The organism is Promicromonospora sp. NPDC050262 (assembly GCF_040655935.1).
Classification (GTDB): Bacteria; Actinomycetota; Actinomycetes; order Actinomycetales; family Cellulomonadaceae; genus Promicromonospora.
In genome coordinates this window covers 102,835-119,026 of the sequence record NZ_JBFAKX010000004.1, presented here as the reverse complement: position 1 = coordinate 119,026, position 16,192 = coordinate 102,835, and the positions used below count along the sequence as shown (strand labels likewise).

Annotated in this window: 12 protein-coding genes; 3 read left to right on the top strand and 9 right to left on the bottom strand. The window is 73.1% G+C overall.

Annotation, left to right across the window (positions count from 1 at the left end; translation table 11 throughout):
- Positions 1 to 3: 3 nt before the first annotated feature.
- Positions 4 to 1,551 (top strand): NAD(P)H-quinone dehydrogenase, encoded by a 1,548-nt coding sequence (locus tag AB0I29_RS07935; protein WP_285102797.1) that lies wholly within the window; start codon positions 4 to 6, stop codon positions 1,549 to 1,551.
- 22 nt (positions 1,552 to 1,573) lie between these two features.
- Here the strand turns inward: AB0I29_RS07935 and AB0I29_RS07930 are convergent, their stop codons facing one another.
- The 4 genes from AB0I29_RS07930 to AB0I29_RS07915 all read right to left on the bottom strand — a co-directional run bounded on the left by AB0I29_RS07930 (position 1,574) and on the right by AB0I29_RS07915 (position 4,983).
- On the bottom strand, positions 1,574 to 2,038 hold the full coding sequence (locus tag AB0I29_RS07930) for a hypothetical protein (RefSeq protein ID WP_357480113.1): 465 nt from the start codon (positions 2,036 to 2,038) through the stop codon (positions 1,574 to 1,576).
- Between the two features lie 9 nt (positions 2,039 to 2,047).
- Entirely contained in the window at positions 2,048 to 2,548 is a 501-nt protein-coding gene (locus AB0I29_RS07925) for an NUDIX domain-containing protein (RefSeq protein WP_357480110.1), read from the bottom strand.
- A 48-nt stretch (positions 2,549 to 2,596) separates the two neighbouring features.
- Positions 2,597 to 3,067: a hypothetical protein gene (locus AB0I29_RS07920; protein WP_357480108.1), complete on the bottom strand. Its 471-nt coding sequence runs from the start codon at positions 3,065 to 3,067 to the stop codon at positions 2,597 to 2,599.
- A gap of 125 nt (positions 3,068 to 3,192) precedes the next feature.
- Complete coding sequence (locus tag AB0I29_RS07915; protein WP_357480690.1) at positions 3,193 to 4,983, bottom strand: biotin carboxylase N-terminal domain-containing protein; 1,791 nt, start codon at positions 4,981 to 4,983, stop codon at positions 3,193 to 3,195.
- A 474-nt stretch (positions 4,984 to 5,457) separates the two neighbouring features.
- Here AB0I29_RS07915 and AB0I29_RS07910 point away from each other — a divergent pair, with 474 nt between their 5' ends.
- Entirely contained in the window at positions 5,458 to 6,456 is a 999-nt protein-coding gene (locus AB0I29_RS07910; RefSeq protein ID WP_357480105.1) for a hypothetical protein, read from the top strand.
- A gap of 68 nt (positions 6,457 to 6,524) precedes the next feature.
- Here AB0I29_RS07910 and AB0I29_RS07905 read toward each other — a convergent pair whose 3' ends face one another.
- Both AB0I29_RS07905 and AB0I29_RS07900 read right to left on the bottom strand, forming a co-directional pair.
- Entirely contained in the window at positions 6,525 to 7,235 is a 711-nt protein-coding gene (locus AB0I29_RS07905; protein ID WP_357480102.1) for a nucleoside triphosphate pyrophosphatase, read from the bottom strand.
- Between the two features lie 134 nt (positions 7,236 to 7,369).
- Positions 7,370 to 9,067 carry a DUF885 domain-containing protein gene (locus AB0I29_RS07900; protein ID WP_357480099.1) on the bottom strand — a complete coding sequence of 566 codons (1,698 nt, stop codon included), beginning with the start codon at positions 9,065 to 9,067 and terminating at the stop codon, positions 7,370 to 7,372.
- A 342-nt stretch (positions 9,068 to 9,409) separates the two neighbouring features.
- Between AB0I29_RS07900 and AB0I29_RS07895 the strand changes: the two genes are divergently transcribed.
- A complete protein-coding gene (locus AB0I29_RS07895) occupies positions 9,410 to 11,956 on the top strand; it encodes a glycosyltransferase (protein ID WP_357480096.1) in 2,547 nt (848 codons plus the stop codon).
- A 1,919-nt stretch (positions 11,957 to 13,875) separates the two neighbouring features.
- On the opposite strand, the gene AB0I29_RS07890 is transcribed toward AB0I29_RS07895, so the two are convergent.
- The 3 genes from AB0I29_RS07890 to AB0I29_RS07880 are packed head-to-tail and all read right to left on the bottom strand — an operon-like array spanning position 13,876 to position 16,192.
- Entirely contained in the window at positions 13,876 to 15,435 is a 1,560-nt protein-coding gene (locus AB0I29_RS07890) for a glycosyltransferase (protein WP_357480093.1), read from the bottom strand.
- The gene (locus tag AB0I29_RS07885; RefSeq protein ID WP_285102811.1) at positions 15,432 to 15,671 is read right to left on the bottom strand and encodes an acyl-CoA carboxylase epsilon subunit; all 240 of its coding nucleotides are present in this window, start codon (positions 15,669 to 15,671) and stop codon (positions 15,432 to 15,434) included. The genes AB0I29_RS07890 and AB0I29_RS07885 overlap by 4 nt, the downstream gene beginning before the upstream one ends.
- Positions 15,668 to 16,192, bottom strand: coding sequence for a hypothetical protein (locus tag AB0I29_RS07880; RefSeq protein WP_285102813.1), 525 nt, complete (start codon positions 16,190 to 16,192; stop codon positions 15,668 to 15,670). The genes AB0I29_RS07885 and AB0I29_RS07880 overlap by 4 nt, the downstream gene beginning before the upstream one ends.

The following is a 16,192-nucleotide window of genomic DNA, read 5'->3' as shown; positions in this document are numbered from 1 at the left end:
CCCGTGACCCCCCTCGATCCCGCAGCAGTCCCGCACCGTGTCGTCGTCGTGGGAGGTGGCCCCGGTGGTTACGAGGCGGCGCTCGTGGCGCGCAGCCTGGGCGCACAGGTCACGGTCGTGGAGCAGCAGGGGCTGGGCGGTGCGGCGGTCCTGACCGACGTGGTCCCCTCCAAGACGCTCATCGCGACCGCCGAGTGGATGACCATCGCCGACCGGGCCCCCGAGCTCGGCATCCGCATGCCCGACGACGTCGTGGACCCGCTGTCCGACGTCGACGTCTCGCTGGCCACCGGCGGCATCCCCGTGGTGTCCGCCTACGCCGCCCCCGCGCTGAGCGGTGCGGGCGTGCAGGCGGCGGCGTCCGCGGCCGGGACTGCGGAGAAGCGCAAGCACTTCGTGGATCTGCAGGCCGTCAACAAGCGCGTGCTGGCGCTGGCGCGGGCGCAGAGCGCCGACATCCGCGGTCGCCTGGAGCGCGAGGGCATCCGGATCGTCGCGGGCAAGGGGCGGCTGGACGGCCCGTCGCGCGTGGTCGCCGAGCTCGCGGACGGCGCGACCGAGGTGCTGGAGGCGGACTCCGTGCTCCTCGCGCTCGGCGCCACCCCGCGCACGCTGCCCACCGCGGTGCCGGACGGCGAGCGCATCCTCACGTGGACGCAGGTGTACAACCTGCGGGAGCTCCCCGAGCGGCTGATCGTGGTCGGCTCGGGCGTCACGGGCGCCGAGTTCGCGGGCGCGTACAACGCGCTGGGCTCGGACGTCGTGCTCGTCTCCAGCCGCGACCGCGTGCTGCCGGGCGAGGACGAGGACGCGGCCGAGCTGCTGGAGGGCGTGTTCCGCTCCCGCGGCATGACGGTGCTGTCCCGCTCGCGCGCGGCGTCCGCGGTGCGTACCGACGCCGGTGTCGAGGTGACGCTGTCCGACGGGCGCGTGGTGCACGGCTCGCACGTGCTCGTGGCGGTCGGCGGCGTGCCGGCGACGTCGGGCATCGGGCTGGAGGAGGCGGGCGTGCGCCTGTCGGACTCGGGGCACGTGGTCGTCGACCGGGTCTCGCGCACCTCGGTGCGCGGCGTGTACGCCTCCGGCGACTGCACCGGCGTGCTCCCGCTCGCCTCGGTGGCCGCCATGCAGGGCCGCATCGCGATGGCGCACGCCCTGGGCGACGCCGTCCAGCCGCTGGCGCTGCGCACCGTGGCGTCCAACATCTTCACGGCGCCCGAGATCGCGACCGTCGGCTACAGCGAGGAGAAGCTGCGCGCGCAGAACTCCCGCTACATCACCACCACGCTGCCGCTCGCGCGCAACCCGCGCGCCAAGATGCTCGGCGTCAAGGACGGGTTCGTGAAGCTCTTCGCGCACCCCGAGGCCGGCGTGGTGCTCGGCGGCGTGGTCGTGGCCCCGCGGGCGTCCGAGCTGATCTTCCCGATCACGCTGGCGGTGCAGCACCGGCTCACCGTGGACAACGTGGCCTCCGCGTTCACGATCTACCCGTCGCTGTCGGGCTCGATCGCGGAGGGCGCGCGGGTGCTGGACGCCCGGGTCGGCAAGTAGGTCCCAGAGAGGTCCAGACCCCCTATGAGACGGAGGCGTCCAGGACGATCTGGCCGCCCTCGACCTTCGCCCCCGTGACGGTGACGCCCGGGAACTTGGCCTCCAGCAGGCGCTCGACGTCGACGGCGATCCGCGCGTCCGGCTGCACGTCCACGACGCCCGGCGGCAGGCCCTGCTTGGCGACCTCCTGCTCGATCGGCGCCGCGGCCAGGCTGAGCAGCCGGTGCGCCGGGAGGCCCGCCGCGTTCACCTCGACCGTGAGCGTGGCGACCCCGCGCTCGAACGAGGCGAGCTTGACGTCGCCGCGCACGATCGGCGCGATCTTCACGGCCAGCTTGAGCGGGCCGGGCAGCGTCTCGAGCCGGCGCAGGTCCGCGACCACACGAATCACGTCCCCGTCGCCGACGACGGAGCTGATGACGGGCGGGGCCTGCTTGGCGATCCTCGCCAGGCCGAGCACCTCTTCGGGAGCGATCCGGATATGCACGATTCGACCCTAACCCAGCATCGCGAGCAGGCGAGGCAGGGCATGGGCGAACGCGGGCAGCAGGTTCAGCCCGTCCAGCTCGTCGAGCCCGACCCAGCGCACCTCCAGGCTCTCGGGATCGGCGGCGCGCGGCTCGACGGTGTGGCCGGGCGCGACGTCGGCCACGACGGTCGTGTACGTCCAGGCCGGGTGCTCCAGCACGTGCGTACCCACCACGTGCACCGCGGCGGGCTCGATCGCGGCCTCCTCGGCGGCCTCGCGCAGGGCGCCGTCCTCGGGCTTCTCGTCCGGGGCGAGGGCGCCGCCGGGGATGCCCCAGGTGCCGCCCATGTGGGACCACAGGGCGCGGTGCTGGAGCACCATGGCCGACGGCGCCCCCGCGACGTCCCGGCGGACGAGGAGCAGCCCCGCCGCGCCGAACAGACCCCAGTGCCGATGGTCCCCGCAGGTCACCCAGCCGTCGCCGTCGTGCCGGTGGAGGTCTGCGGGAGGCACTGTCGGGTTCGGCACGGCGTCAGTCTCTCAGGTCCGGACGCGGGCTGTCAGCGACCGGCGCGGTCAGTCCTCCGCGAGGACACCCTCGACGACGACCTTGCCGCCCTCGAACCGGAAGCCGGTGACCTCGGTGAACTGGCCGCGCATCAGGGCGCGCAGGTCGACCGAGACCGTGCCGTCCTTGCGGAGCTGCACGGCGTTCTCCGGCAGGCCGCTCTTGCGGGCCATCTTCTCGATGGTGCCGGAGGCGAGGGGGAGCAGCTTGGTGGCGGGCAGGCCGGCGGCGTCCGCCTCGACCTGGAGCACCGCGATGTTCTGCCACACCGACGTGATCCGCGCCGACGCGTGCATGACCGGGACGGCCTTGGCCGCGATCTTGACGGGCAGCGGGGCATACGTCAGGCGGCGCAGGTCCGCGGTGACGGCGATGACGCCGTCCTCGCAGGTCAGCTCGCTGACGAACGACGGAAGGGACTTGCGGGGACGGACGAGGGCGATGGCCTCTTCGGGGCTGAGAACTACGACGCGTGTCACGTCGCAGAACCTAGCCGATCACACGAGGCCTGATGGGCGCGGGTGGCGCCTATCAGGCCTCATGGGGCACTTTTCACCCGAGTTGATGCCGGAAATCACCCGATGAGTTCCGGTGACCGCCCAGCTCAGTCGACGATCTCGCAGAGCGGGGCGCCCGCCGTCACGCCCGCACCCGGCGTCGCCGAGAGGGAACGGACCGTCCCGGCGCGGTGGGCCAGGATCGGCTGCTCCATCTTCATGGCCTCCAGCACGACGACGAGGTCGCCCTCGGCCACCTGCGCGCCGTCCTCGACCGCGACCTTGACGATGGTGCCCTGCATGGGCGAGGCGAGCGTGTTGCCCGTCGAGCCGCTCGACGCCTTGGCCCCGCCGGCGCGCCGTGCGGGACGCCGGGCGGCGTTGGCGGTCCGGGCGCGGCCGGCGGCCACACCGAGGCCCGCGGGCAGCACGACCTCGAGGCGGCGTCCGCCCACCTCGACGACGACGCGCTCGGCCGTGACCTCCTCGACCTCGTCCTCGGGGGCCGGCGCGGGCGCCGAGGCGAGGGCCTTGAGCTCGTCGGCGAACTCCGTCTCGATCCAGCGGGTGTGCACGCGGAACGGCGAGCCGTCCGTCGGGACGAACGCCTCGGCGTCGAGCACTGCCTTGTGGAACGGGACCACCGTGGGGATGCCCTCGACCACGAGCTCGCGCAGGGCGCGGCGGGCGCGCTCGACCGCCTGGGTGCGCGTGGCGCCCGTGACGATGAGCTTGGCGATCATGGAGTCGAAGGCACCGGAGACCGTGTCGCCCGCGACGACACCCGTGTCGACGCGCACGCCCGGGCCCGACGGCCACGTGATCGTGTTCAGCCGGCCCGGCGCAGGCAGGAAGCCCGCAGCCGGGTCCTCGCCGTTGATGCGGAACTCGAGGGAGTGCCCGCGGATCGCGGGGGAGTCGTAGCCGAGCGGCTCGCCCGCCGCGATGCGCAGCTGCTCGCGGACCAGGTCGATCCCCGTGACCTCCTCGGTCACCGGGTGCTCGACCTGGAGGCGGGTGTTCACCTCGAGGAAGGAGATGGTGCCGTCGAGGCCCACCAGGAACTCGCAGGTGCCGGCACCCACGTACCCGGCCTCGCGCAGGATGGCCTCGGAGGCCATGTAGAGGGACTTCTCCTGCTCCGGCGTGAGGAACGGCGCGGGCGCCTCCTCGACCAGCTTCTGGTGGCGGCGCTGCAGGGAGCAGTCCCGCGTGGACACCACGACGACGTTGCCGTGGGTGTCCGCGAGGCACTGGGTCTCCACGTGACGCGGCTTGTCCAGGTAGCGCTCCACGAAGCACTCGCCCCGGCCGAACGCCGCCGTCGCCTCGCGGACCGCCGAGTCGAAGAGCTCGTCGATCTCGTCGAAGGTGCGCGCGACCTTGAGGCCGCGGCCGCCGCCGCCGAACGCCGCCTTGATGGCGATGGGCAAGCCGTGCTCCTCGGCGAACGCGCGCACCTCGGCGCTGTCCTTGACCGGGTCGGGCGTGCCGGGCACCAGCGGGGCGCCCGCGCGCTGCGCGATGTGCCGCGCGCTCACCTTGTCGCCCAGCGCGTCGATGGCCGACGGCGGCGGGCCGATCCAGACGAGCCCGGCGTCGATGACGGCCTGGGCGAACGCCGCGTTCTCCGACAGGAAGCCGTAGCCCGGGTGCACGGCGTCGGCGCCAGACCGGCGGGCGACGTCGAGCAGCTTGGCGGGGTCGAGGTAGGTGTCCGCGGCGCGGGCGCCGCCGAGGGCGAACGCCTCGTCGGCGATGCGCACGTGCATGGCCTCGCGGTCCTGGTCGGCGTAGACGGCGACGGACGCCAGCCCCGCATCGGCGCATCCGCGGGCCACGCGGACGGCGATCTCACCACGGTTGGCGATGAGCACCTTCGAGATGGTTCGGGGCAGGCTGGAACTAGGCACGGCTCACCGTAACCCGGGTATCCAGGACCTATGTACCGGCTCCGGGCACCCGGGAGAAAGTCTGGAGACCAGACCAACCCCGGAGCGGCGCGTTTGGAGGATCCACACATGGCGTCGGCACTGTGCAGTCCACTGAGCCGCCCGGCCTTGTGGGTATCAGGTAAACGGGGGCTCACTGCTGGTGCCGGGCGGCGGCCGGTTGGTGGCCGCCTGCCGCGATGGCGTCGGCGTCGGCGGTGAACGTAGGTTCCGTCGACGCATGAGGGCTCACGCGCCGACGGAGCCTACGTTCGGTGCCCGGTGGTGCGTGGCGCGGGAAATTGTTAGCGGGTGCGGCAGGCACCCGGGACGGTGAGTACTGGCAACGAGCGCGACTCCAGGCGGCGCCTGGGGCGGTTCGTCCACAGCGGTGCCGTCGCGAGCGAGGTCACGGGACCACGCCGGGGTGGGATCGACGGCATGAGACCACGGAGGAGCCTCCCGCAGCCGCTGCTGTCGGTCGCCGCCGCGCAAGAGGGGCTGGTGAGCAAGGCGCAGTGCGCCGCGGCGGGGCTCGACAAGGACGCCGTGGCCCTGCTCGTCGCGCACGGCCGCTGGCGCCGGGTCGTGCGCTGCGTCTACGACACCTGCCCGACGCCGGTCGGGCGGCGTCGGGCAGACGGCCGTCACGACCACCTCCGGCGTCGTGCCGCCTGGACCGCGATGCTGGCCGTGGGGAACGGGATCGCAACCGGAGCCTGCGCGCTGGCGTTGCTCGGCGTCGACGGCCTCGTCCAGGAGGTGCTGCCCGAGGCCGCGCGATCAGGCGGCATGTACTCGGCGGTCGAGGGCGTGACGTTGCGGCGCTACCGGGACTTCGCCGACGAGGAGTACCGGGGGCGGCGGATCGCGTCGGTCGTACCGGCGCTGGCGCAGGCACTTCCGTACCTGTCGCGCGGCGAGGTGGTGGCGGTGCTCAGCGGCGCTCTGCGGGAGGGACGCATCGTCCAGAGCGGCCTCGACGACGTGCGCGCGATGCTGCGCGGACGCCGAGGGGCTGGGCGGGTGCAGGGCCTGGTCGATCTGGCCGAGGCGCTCGACGGCTCGGCCGCTGAGTCGTTCGCCCGCCTGTCCTTCGTCGACTCGGGAGTTCCCCCGGACGGCCAGCAGGTCATGTTCACGCGGGACGGCGTCTTCCTGGCGCGCGTCGACTTCGTGTGGCGCCTGCTGGACGGCCGGTACGTCGTCGCCGAGATCGACGGGCGCGCGTTCCACGCCGGGGAGCTGATGCTCGCCGCCGACTCGCACCGGCAGAACCGGCTGGTCGCAACAGGCAGGGTGATCGTCATCAGGTTTCCGGCGGTCAGGGCGCTGACCGGCGAAACGCCCACGGTCGGCACGGAGATGGCCGCCCGCCTGAGCACGCTGGGCTGGCGCCCCACGCCAGGGCCGTTGAACGTAGGAATCGTCGCTCTCTGAGCGCTCATCAGCCGACGATCCCTACGTTCGGCCAGCCGCCGGGCGCGCAGCGGCCGGTCAGCGGGCCGTCACGCCTTGCGGAGGGTGCGCCACGGGATGTTCAGGTCGCCCAGGAGCTCGCGGAGGAGGGGGAGGCTGATGCCGACCACGCCGTGGTGGTCGCCCTCGATGCGCTCGACGTAGGGGCCGCCGAGGCCGTCGATGGTGAACGCGCCGGCCACGTGCAGCGGCTCGTCGGTCGCCACGTAGGCGTCGATCTCGTCGTCGTCGATGTCGGCGAACCAGACCGTGGTCGAGCTGGTCGAGCCGAGGGTGCCGCCGGTGCCGCCCGCGGCGTCGTCGCGCAGGTCCACCACCCAATGTCCGGTGTGGAGCACACCCTTGCTGCCGCGCATGGTGCGCCAGCGCTCGCGTGCGGCGGCGGCGTCCGCCGGCTTGCCCACGATGGTGCCGTCGATCTCCAGCATGGAGTCGCAGCCGACGACGATCACGTCGGCGGGCGCCTCGGCCTCGGGAGAGCCGTCCCCGGCGGGGGAGCCGTCGGCAGGAGCCTCGGCGTCGGCCCAGGACTCCTCCAGCCGCGCCGCCACCTCCTCGGCCTTGGCCTGGGCCAGGACGAGCACGGCGTCGGCGGGGTCGAGCTCGCCGAACCGTTCCGTGGCGTCGGCGAGGACCTTGTCCTCGTCCACGCCGGACACGACGACTTCCGGCGTGACTCCGGCGGACTTCAGCGTCGCGAGTCGGGCGGGGGACTGGGAGGCGAGGACCAGGCGTGGCACGCGCGCCACAGTAACGAGAATGCGGGCGGACGAAACAGCAAATACGAGATCTGCCGAAAGTGACCCCGGTCACGTGTCAGACGTACAGGTCACCCGAGGGACCCGTACGTCTGACACGGCGGGGGCGCGACGGCTCAGGCCAGCGCCTCGCGGAGGGTGTCCAGGCCCACGGAACCGAGGTTGAGCGCCCGGGCGTGGAACGCCTTGGCGTCGAACTCCTGACCTGCCGGCACGGCAGCCCGGGCGGCGTCGCGCGTCTGCTCCCAGAGGCGCTGGCCCACCTTGTACGACGGCGCCTGCCCCGGCCAGCCGAGGTACCGGTTGAACTCGAAGCGGACGAACTGTTCGGGCATGTTCACGTTGGCCAGCAGGAACGGCCAGCCCTTCTCGGCGGTCCAGGTGCCGCCGCCCCACTGCTCCGGGGCGGGCAGGCCGAGGTGCACGCCGATGTCGAACACCACGCGGGCCGCGCGCAGGCGCTGCGCGTCGAGCATGCCGAGGCGGTCGCCCGGGTCGTCCATGTAGCCGAGGTCGGCCATGAGGCGCTCCGCGTACAGGGCCCAGCCCTCGCCGTGGCCGGAGACCCAGCAGGCGAGCCGGCGCCAGCTGTTCAGCGTCTCGCGCGCGAACACGGCCTGGCCGCACTGCAGGTGGTGGCCCGGGACGCCCTCGTGGTAGACGGTCGTCTTCTCCCGCCAGGTGTTGAACTCCGTGACGCCGGCCGGCACGGCCCACCACATCCGGCCGGGCCGGGACCAGTCGTCGCTCGGCGGGGTGTAGTAGATGCCGCCCGACTGGGTCGGGGCGATCAGGCACTCCAGGTCGAGCACCGGCTCGGGGACGTCGAAGTGGGTGCCGTTCAGCGCGGTGATCGCGGCGTCGGACGTCTCCTGCATCCAGGCCTTGAGGGCGTCGGTGCCGAGGAGCTTGCGCGCGGGGTCGGTGTCGAGCGCCGCCACCGCCTGCTCGACCGTGGCGCCGGGGCCGGCGATCTGTGCGGCGACCTGCTCCTGCTCGGCGACGATCGAGGCGAGCTCCTCCAGGCCCCACCGGTAGGTCTCGTCGAGGTCCACCTCGGCGCCCAGGAAGTACCGCGAGAACAAGGTGTAGCGGTCGCGGCCCACGGCGTCGGCCTCGGGGGCCCGCGGCGCGAGGTCGCGCTCCAGGAACTCCGCGAGCTTCCCGTAGGCCTCGCGCGCGGCCGTCGCGCCGTGCTCCAGCTCCTTGCGGACCAGGCTGCACGCGGCCGACTCGTCCAGCACCGCGTCGACGGCGGGGCCGCGCGTGAACGACGTGAAGAAGGAGTCGCTCCCGGCCAGCTCGCGCGCCTGGTCGACGCACTCGCGCACCTGGCGGATCGCGGCGACGTTCCCCTGCGCGGCCGCCGCGGTCAGCGACTCGATGTATCCCTCGACGGCGTCCGGCAGGCCGTTGAGGCGGGACGCGATGTTCTCCCAGGCCTCGACCGAGTCGGTGGCCATGATGTCGAAGACGTCGCGCAGGCCCTGCACGGGGGACTCGATGTTGTTCAGGTTGCGCAGGCCCTCGCCGGCCTCGTGGAGCTCCAGGTCGAGCCCGATCCGCTCACGCATCGCGGAGAGCGTGACGCGGTCGACGTCGTCGGCGGGCTGCGCGCCGTCGAGCCGCGCCAGGACGTCCCGCCCGGCCCGGGCCAGCTCGTCGTGCCCGGCGGGTGAAAGATCGCCGATCTCGTGGTCGTGTCCGGGCAGGCCCATGGCTGTGGCGGACAAAGGGGCGAGTTCAGTGAGACGCTTGACGTAGTCATCGGCGATGACGTCGATCTGCGTGGACGTGCGCACAGGGCTGGTCATGTCGGCCGAGCCTACGTGCCTCGCCGGTGACAAACGAGAAGTTAACGTGCTATGTGGCGCTCGTGGGGCCTCTGGATCGGCCTGGACGGTACGATCGTCCCCGGCTTGAGCGCCCAGCTCGCCGACCCCGAGAAAGGTATATGGATGAACGTTCGAGGCCGGAGCCTGCGCCGTCGCGCACTTCGCAAAATCGCCAGGACGGCTGATCGCTGGGCCGGCACCAGCGCGCCGCAACAGAAGAAGCCCGCCGAGGCAGCTGCGAAGGCACCGTCCTCGGGGCCGACGGCCAAGCCGACGGTCAACGAGAAGGCCGCCGCGCGCCTGCGTGGTTCGTACCGCCAGATGACCGAGGTCGTCCTCGGGCTCGAGCCCGGCAGCCTGCCCGAGGAGGAGGTGCGGGCGAAGCGCCAGTACGTCCACGCCGCCAAGCGCCTGGCCGCCGACGCCGAGCTCACGCGGAGCCTGCGGTCCGGCGTCCCCCTGACGGACGCCGTGGTCAAGCTCATCCGCGGCCGGTTCACGCGCAAGCTGAACGCCGAGGTGCTCGTGGGCGCCCGCGCGCTGTGCCACTCGCTGCACAGCCAGCCCGAGACCCGCGTCGCCGGCGCGCTCGGCGGCGCGCTGGTCGCCCGGCACGCCGGGACCTACGACCTCGCCTGGGACCTGTTCTCCGAGGTGCCGCGGGACGCCGTGGCCCGGAACGCGCCGGTCGAGTTCCTCCGCACGGCCGCCCAGGTGGGCCAGCTCGGCGTGGTGGACGAGGTCGTCAAGTGGATCGACCAGGGCGTGGTGCAGGGCGCCAAGCCCCTCTACAACATGGCGTCCATCTTCTTCGCCGTGAAGGAGTACACGGCCGCGTCCCGCGCGATCGACGCGGCCCGCGAGGCCGCCGACGCCGACGAGGCGCTGACCCGCCGCATCGAGCTGCTGGCCGACTTCACGGCGCGCGCGATCACGCCGCAGACCGCCACCGTCCCGCAGGGGCGCGTGTCGTTCGGCGTCATCGACTACAAGCAGCCGGACGAGGGCACGACGTCGTCCAACGTGGGCGACTACGTGCAGACCATCGCGAGCCTGGGCCACCTGGTCCGCCACGCGAACCTGCGCCTGCACGGCGACGACGAGCTCGTCGAGGTGGTCTCCGAGCTCCAGGGCCGGGTGCGCCCCGAGCTGCAGATCGACGGCCCCGGCGCCGACGTCCAGCTGATGACCCTCAACCGCGACTCGTCGAGCTACGACGCCGTCCCGGAGAACACGTGGGCCATCGCCTTCGGCTGGTACATGCAGGACATCTTCGGGCTGGCCTACGACTTCCCGTTCAACCCGAACGTGAACCCGCTGTTCATCTCGTTCCACGTGAACCGCCCGAACATGCTCACGCCCGAGGCGATCGAGTACCTCAAGGCGCACGGCCCGATCGGCTGCCGCGACTGGAACACGGTCTACCTGCTGCTCGCCCGCGGCGTGCCGGCCTTCTTCTCGGGCTGCCTCACCACGACGATCAGCACGGTGTTCCCGGACGCCGCCACGCCGGTCCCGGTCGGCGGCCCCACCGCCTACGTGGACACCCCGGCGCCGACGGACGACGCCATCCAGATCACGCAGATGCACGAGGACGTCCGCTGGACGTCGATGGGCCCGAACGTCCGCGAGGCGCTGGGGCTCCTGGAGAGCTACCGCTCCGAGTTCGGCCAGGTCGTCACCTCGCGTCTGCACTGCTACCTGCCGTCGTGGTCGATCGGTGCGAACGTGCAGTTCACCCCGAAGAACCGCGCCGACGTGCGGTTCGCGGGCCTGCTCGACGCCGACGAGAACGACCTGAACGCGATGCGCGAGCGCATCCGTCGCCTGCTCGCGCCGGCGATGGCCCTCGTGCTCCAGGGCGCGTCGCGCGAGGACGTCTACGCCGAGTGGCGCAAGACCGTCGCGCCGGAGGTCGCCCTGGCCGAGGAGCGCTTCGCCGCCCCGACCACGAAGCTGACGGCGTCCTTCGACGTCGACGAGGCGTGCCGGACGGCGCGTGCGTCGCGCGTGCTGACGCCGGCCACCGCGCCGCGCACCGGTGAGGTCGTCAACGTGGCGGTCGCGCTGGACGGCAACCTCAAGCAGGAGATGGAGATCGTCATCGGCGGTCTGGTCCAGCACTCGGACCGCCCGCTGCACGTCGTCGCCCTCACGCGCGACCACACCACGGAGGACCACGACCGGCTCGCCGGCCTGTTCCCCGAGGTCAGCTTCGAGTGGATCGCGTGCGACGACATCGACTACGGGCCCGTGCTCGGCATGCTCAAGCACATCACGGTCTCCACGATGGACCGCCTGCTGCTGCCGGAGCTGCTCCCGGACCTCGACCGCGTGGTCTACCACGACATCGACGCGCTGACCGTCAAGGACATCGCGACGCTGCACGACGTCGACCTCGGCGGCTCCCCGCTCGCCGCCCGTCCGTCCGTCGGGCACGGCGTGCGCAGCGGTCTCGGCAACATCCTGAAGCAGGGCCGCCGCCTGTCGGAGGAGCCCGTGGTCGCCAACGAGTTCTTCCGCGCGATGTACCAGCGGCACCCGAACGACTTCGACGGCTTCAACGCGGGCATCCTGCTCATGGACCTCGCGCAGATGCGGTCGGAGGGCTTCACCGCCGACTACGTGGCGTACGTGGAGACCTACGGTCTCAACGACCAGGAGATCCTGAACTGCTACGCCGGCTCCCGGTACCGCAAGATCGAGCCGGCCTGGAACAACTGGCCCACGCAGGAGACGGTGACCGACCCGAGCATCGTCCACTGGGCGGGCTGGCTCAAGCCCTGGAACCAGGAGCTGTACGTCAAGTACCGCGAGCTCTGGGACAAGGGCAGCGCGTTCGTCGAGTCACGGCGCGCGGTCGTCTGACCGATGACCCAGGGCCCGGACGAGGCAACGCACCGCGAGGTGCGGGGCCCCGTCCGGGCCGATCGCGTTTCCGGAGGCGGCGTCGACCTGCCGACGGCGAAGCGCCGGGCGCGCGATCTCGTGGCGGCGGGCGCGCCCGCGCACGAGGTGGACGACGCGTACGGCCAGGTGCTGCTGGCCGACCCGACGAGCGCCCAGGCCTGGGCCGAGTGGCGTGACGCACCCCGCGGCGACGGCGACGTGCCGCTCCCCGAACGGCTCTCCGCGCTCCAGGCGGGCTCGGCACGACCGCTCCCTGTCGTGCTGCTCGCCCTGCTCGGCGGGCCGGCGGCGGACGTGGCGCGGCAGGAGCACGCCGCGCACCTCGCGGCGTTCCTCGAGGCCGACGACGCCGCCGCGTGCGCCCGCGTGTGGGCGGCCTACTCCGCCCTCCGTCCGCTGCCCGAGGCCGACGCCGCGCGCGTCGGCGCGCTGCAGCCCGCCGTGATCAAGCTGTACTTCGCCGCCACGGGGCCCCGGGTGCTGACGTTCGAGGAGGCAGCCGAGGTCGGCGAGCCGCTGTCCGCCGACGCGGTCGCGTGGTGGCAGGACGAGTTCCTCAGCCCCGATGTGCCGCGGGCGGACGACCGGGAGTTCGTCACGCCGGCGCAGCGGCGGATCCACGAGGCCGCGGACCCGTACCTGGGCCATCAGTCGCGGGCGGTCCGCGACCGGCGGCTGGTGCTGCGCGACCCGGTGACCGGCGCCGAGTGCGCGCCGTTCGACGCGGTGGTGACGGTCGGCAAGGCCGTCTACTCGTTCGGGGACGCCGAGCACACCATGCTCGTGAGCGTCCTGGCGGGCTTCAAGGCCGCCTACCTGTTCCTCCCCGCCCGGGGGCTCGTGCTGAACCTCGGCGCGTTCACGGGCGCGGTGCTCGCGCCGCGCAAGATCACCAACCTGTCGGCCGACCTGCTTCGCCGGGTCGTGTCCCGGCGCGACCAGTACGCCCGCGCGGTCGCCACCCGGCCGGACCCTCACGCGCGGCGCCGGGTGGTGCTCCAGATGACGGTCGCGGAGAACTTCGCGCACCACGTCTGGAACTTCTACCCCGGCGTCGAGCGGCTGATCGACCACGGGCTGGCCGGCAACGTGGCCGAGGTGCGCACGGCGGGGTCCGGGTTCTTCGGGGCGTTCGAGGAGCTGTTCCCGGAGTTCTCGACGGCGCGCGTCGTGGACGAGCCGCGCCGCCTGCTGCGCGACCCCTACCCCTTCTCCCACGAGCACCTGGTGCTCTCGGTCGGCGGGTACTTCATCCGGCGCTCGCTCGTGGACCGGATCCGGCGGCGGATGGTCCAGGCCGAGCCGGCGCCCGGGTACCCCCAGCCGCCGCCGGTCAGGGACGGGCCGGTGGTCTGGATCGGGCTGCGCGTGCGCAGCCGCGCGTGGGCGGACCAGGAGCGCGAGGCCGCCCGGTTCGTCGACGCGCTGCACCGGCGATACCCGCGGGCGCTGGTGCTCCTGGACGGCTACTCGTACCCGGTGGGTACCGACCTTGTTTCGGACCGGTGGCGGGCCAGCATCGAGGAGCTGCACGCGGTGGCCCGCGCGATCCGGGGCGACGTGCGGCGCCCGGAACAGGTGGTCGACCTGGTGGGCAGCACGCTGCGGGAGGCCGTGCTGTGGGCCGAGGCCACCGACGTGTACGTCGCGCCGAACGGCACCAGCCAGCACAAGGTGGGCTGGTTCAGCGACGCCCCGGGAGTGGTCTACGCGCCGCCCAGCCTCGGCGACGTGTCACCCGACCTGCGGCCGGGCGCCCGCGAGGCGGAGGGGCGGCCGGTGCCGGTGACCCTGCTGGGCGAGCCGGTGGGTGAGGGCGAACGCCGTCGGCACGACGACCTCCGCCCCCACCTGGACAACCTCCGGATCGACCGCCGTCAGCTGCTGGCGACGGTGTGCGAGCTGCTCGACTCGCGGCTCGCGACCTGGCCGAGCAGGTCGCGCCAGGCGTCCCTGTACCGGCGCGGCGAGAAGCTCGTGGTGACGCGCTTCGCCTCCCGGCCGAGCCGGCGGGCGAGCCGGTCGTCCTGGAGCACCTGAACCAGGCGGTCGGCCAGCGCCGGCACGTCGTCCCGGGCCACCAGGAACCCGTTCTCGCCGTCCCGGATCACCTCGGCCGGGCCGTAGTTGCAGTCGTACGCCACGAAGGGCGTGCCCACCGACATGGCCTCGGTGAGCGTGAGCGGCAGCCCCTCGTGGAACGACGTCATGGCCGCGACCCGGGAGCCGGCGAAGGCGTGCAGCGCCTGCGACGTCGCGCCGTGGAAGCGCACGGTGGTGCCGAGGTCCAGGCCGAGCTCGGTGGTGAGCTTCTTGAGCGACTCCTCCTCCACGCCGTGCCCGTACACGTCGAGGTGCGCGCCCGGGACCCGCTCGTGCACCAGCACGAACGCCCGGAGCAGGTGGTCGAGCTGCTTCTGCGGCGCGAGCCGGCCGACGAACACCACGGAGTCGCCGTCGCGCCGCACGCCGCGGACCCTGGGCTTGGGCGCGGCGTGCCGCAGCACGTGCAGCGGCAGCCCCGGGTACCGCTCCAGGAGGTCGGTGCGCTGCCGTTCGGTGAGGCAGACCATGGCGTCCACGTTGGTCGTGTCCGAGAAGAAGCCGTCCCAGTGCGGCTTGGTGGGCGCCGCGGCGTCGTAGGGCGCCGCGAGGTGCGAGTTGTGCAGCACCGACACGCCCCGCAGGTGCGGGTGGCGCATGAGGCGCAGGCTGCGCTGCCACACGTTCTCGCCGTCGGCGAAGACCACGAGGTGCCGTGCGGAGGCGAAGGTGGTGTCGAGCCAGCGGGCGATCGCGCCCGCGTAGTCCCCGACCTGCTCCTCGCGCAGGAGCAGCCGGGCCTCGCCGGTGCCGACGTGCCCGTCGACCTCGGCCTCCAGCCAGACGGCGCGTCCGTCGACCACGAGCTCGCGCCGGCGGCCGCCGCCCTTCGGGAGGTGGTCGATCGCGATGAGCTCGCCGTGCGCGAAGGCCCACAGCGACTCCCGCGAGCCGTCCTCGCGCAGCACGATGAGCTGGCGCGTGGTCTCGGTGTCCTGGTCGAGCAGCTCGATGGTGCGCAGCTTGTCGTCCACCAGCGTGCGCACCTGGAGCACGTCGCCCACGGTCCGGCGCCGGCGCTTCACGCCGGGCCCGTCGGCGATGCGCGGCACCGTGACCGGCTCGACCTCCTGGGCGCGCGCCCGGTCCACGGCGTCGGGCCCGTCGCGCCACAGGACGAGCAGACGCACGTCCGGGCGGAGGAGGCCGTGCTCACGGACCCAGTCGCCGTCGTCGTCGAGCAGGCCCGTCACCACGAGCGTGGTGCGGTACCCGAGGCCGGCGTAGAGGTTGGCGCGGGCCAGGACGGCGCGGGTACCACCCGCGATGCGCTGGCCGAGCGAACGGACGAACAGGACGACGTCGGTGTCCCCGGGGCGGGGAGCCCTGGTCATGAGCGCAGGCTCCAGCGCCAGGCGTCGGCGTTGTGCCGCCCGGAGCGTCCGCCGAAGTTCTTGGCGGTCGCGGCACCGTTCCCGCGCAGCACCCGCGAGTGGTTGGTCCACTCGTCGAGCGGCGCGGCGTCGTCGGGTTCCGTGCCGGCCGCCGCGACCGCGGCGAGGCCGGCGACCAGGGCCGCGACCTCGACGTCGTCGGGCTGACCGCGGACGACCCGGACCTCGGGGCTCACTCGTCGTCCTCCTCGTAGAAGCCGAAGCCGGGGGCCTCGCCGCGCGAGGCGGCCCACTCGGCGATGTCGTAGCCGCCCTCGGTGAGCTGCGTCGCCACGGACTCGCCGGCGGCGTCGAGCAGGTCGATCACGCCGTCCAGCGAGGCGTCACCGCCCCGCGCGCCCACGACGAAGCCGAGGTAGAACGACTCGCCCTCCTCCGGCGCGTCGGACTCGAGGATCTCGTCCTCCTCGCCCTCGTGCTCCGGCTCCCACACGGACGAGGTCAGGTCGGGGTGCATGCCCAGCGCGCCGTGCAGCACGTCGAACAGGGCGGCGTTCAGGTGCCCCACCTTCGACTCGAGGGCCAGCACGCGCGGGTCCTCGTCGGCCTCGGCGGCGCCGAACTCGGCGCGTACGCCCACGGCGGTCCCCACGTAGTCGTGCAGCGCGGCCGCCAGGGCGTCGACGGCGCGGTGCATCGGCTCCGTGTCGACGCGGCCCATCGGCGCCGGGCCGTGGGTGGCGTCTTCGTGGCTCAT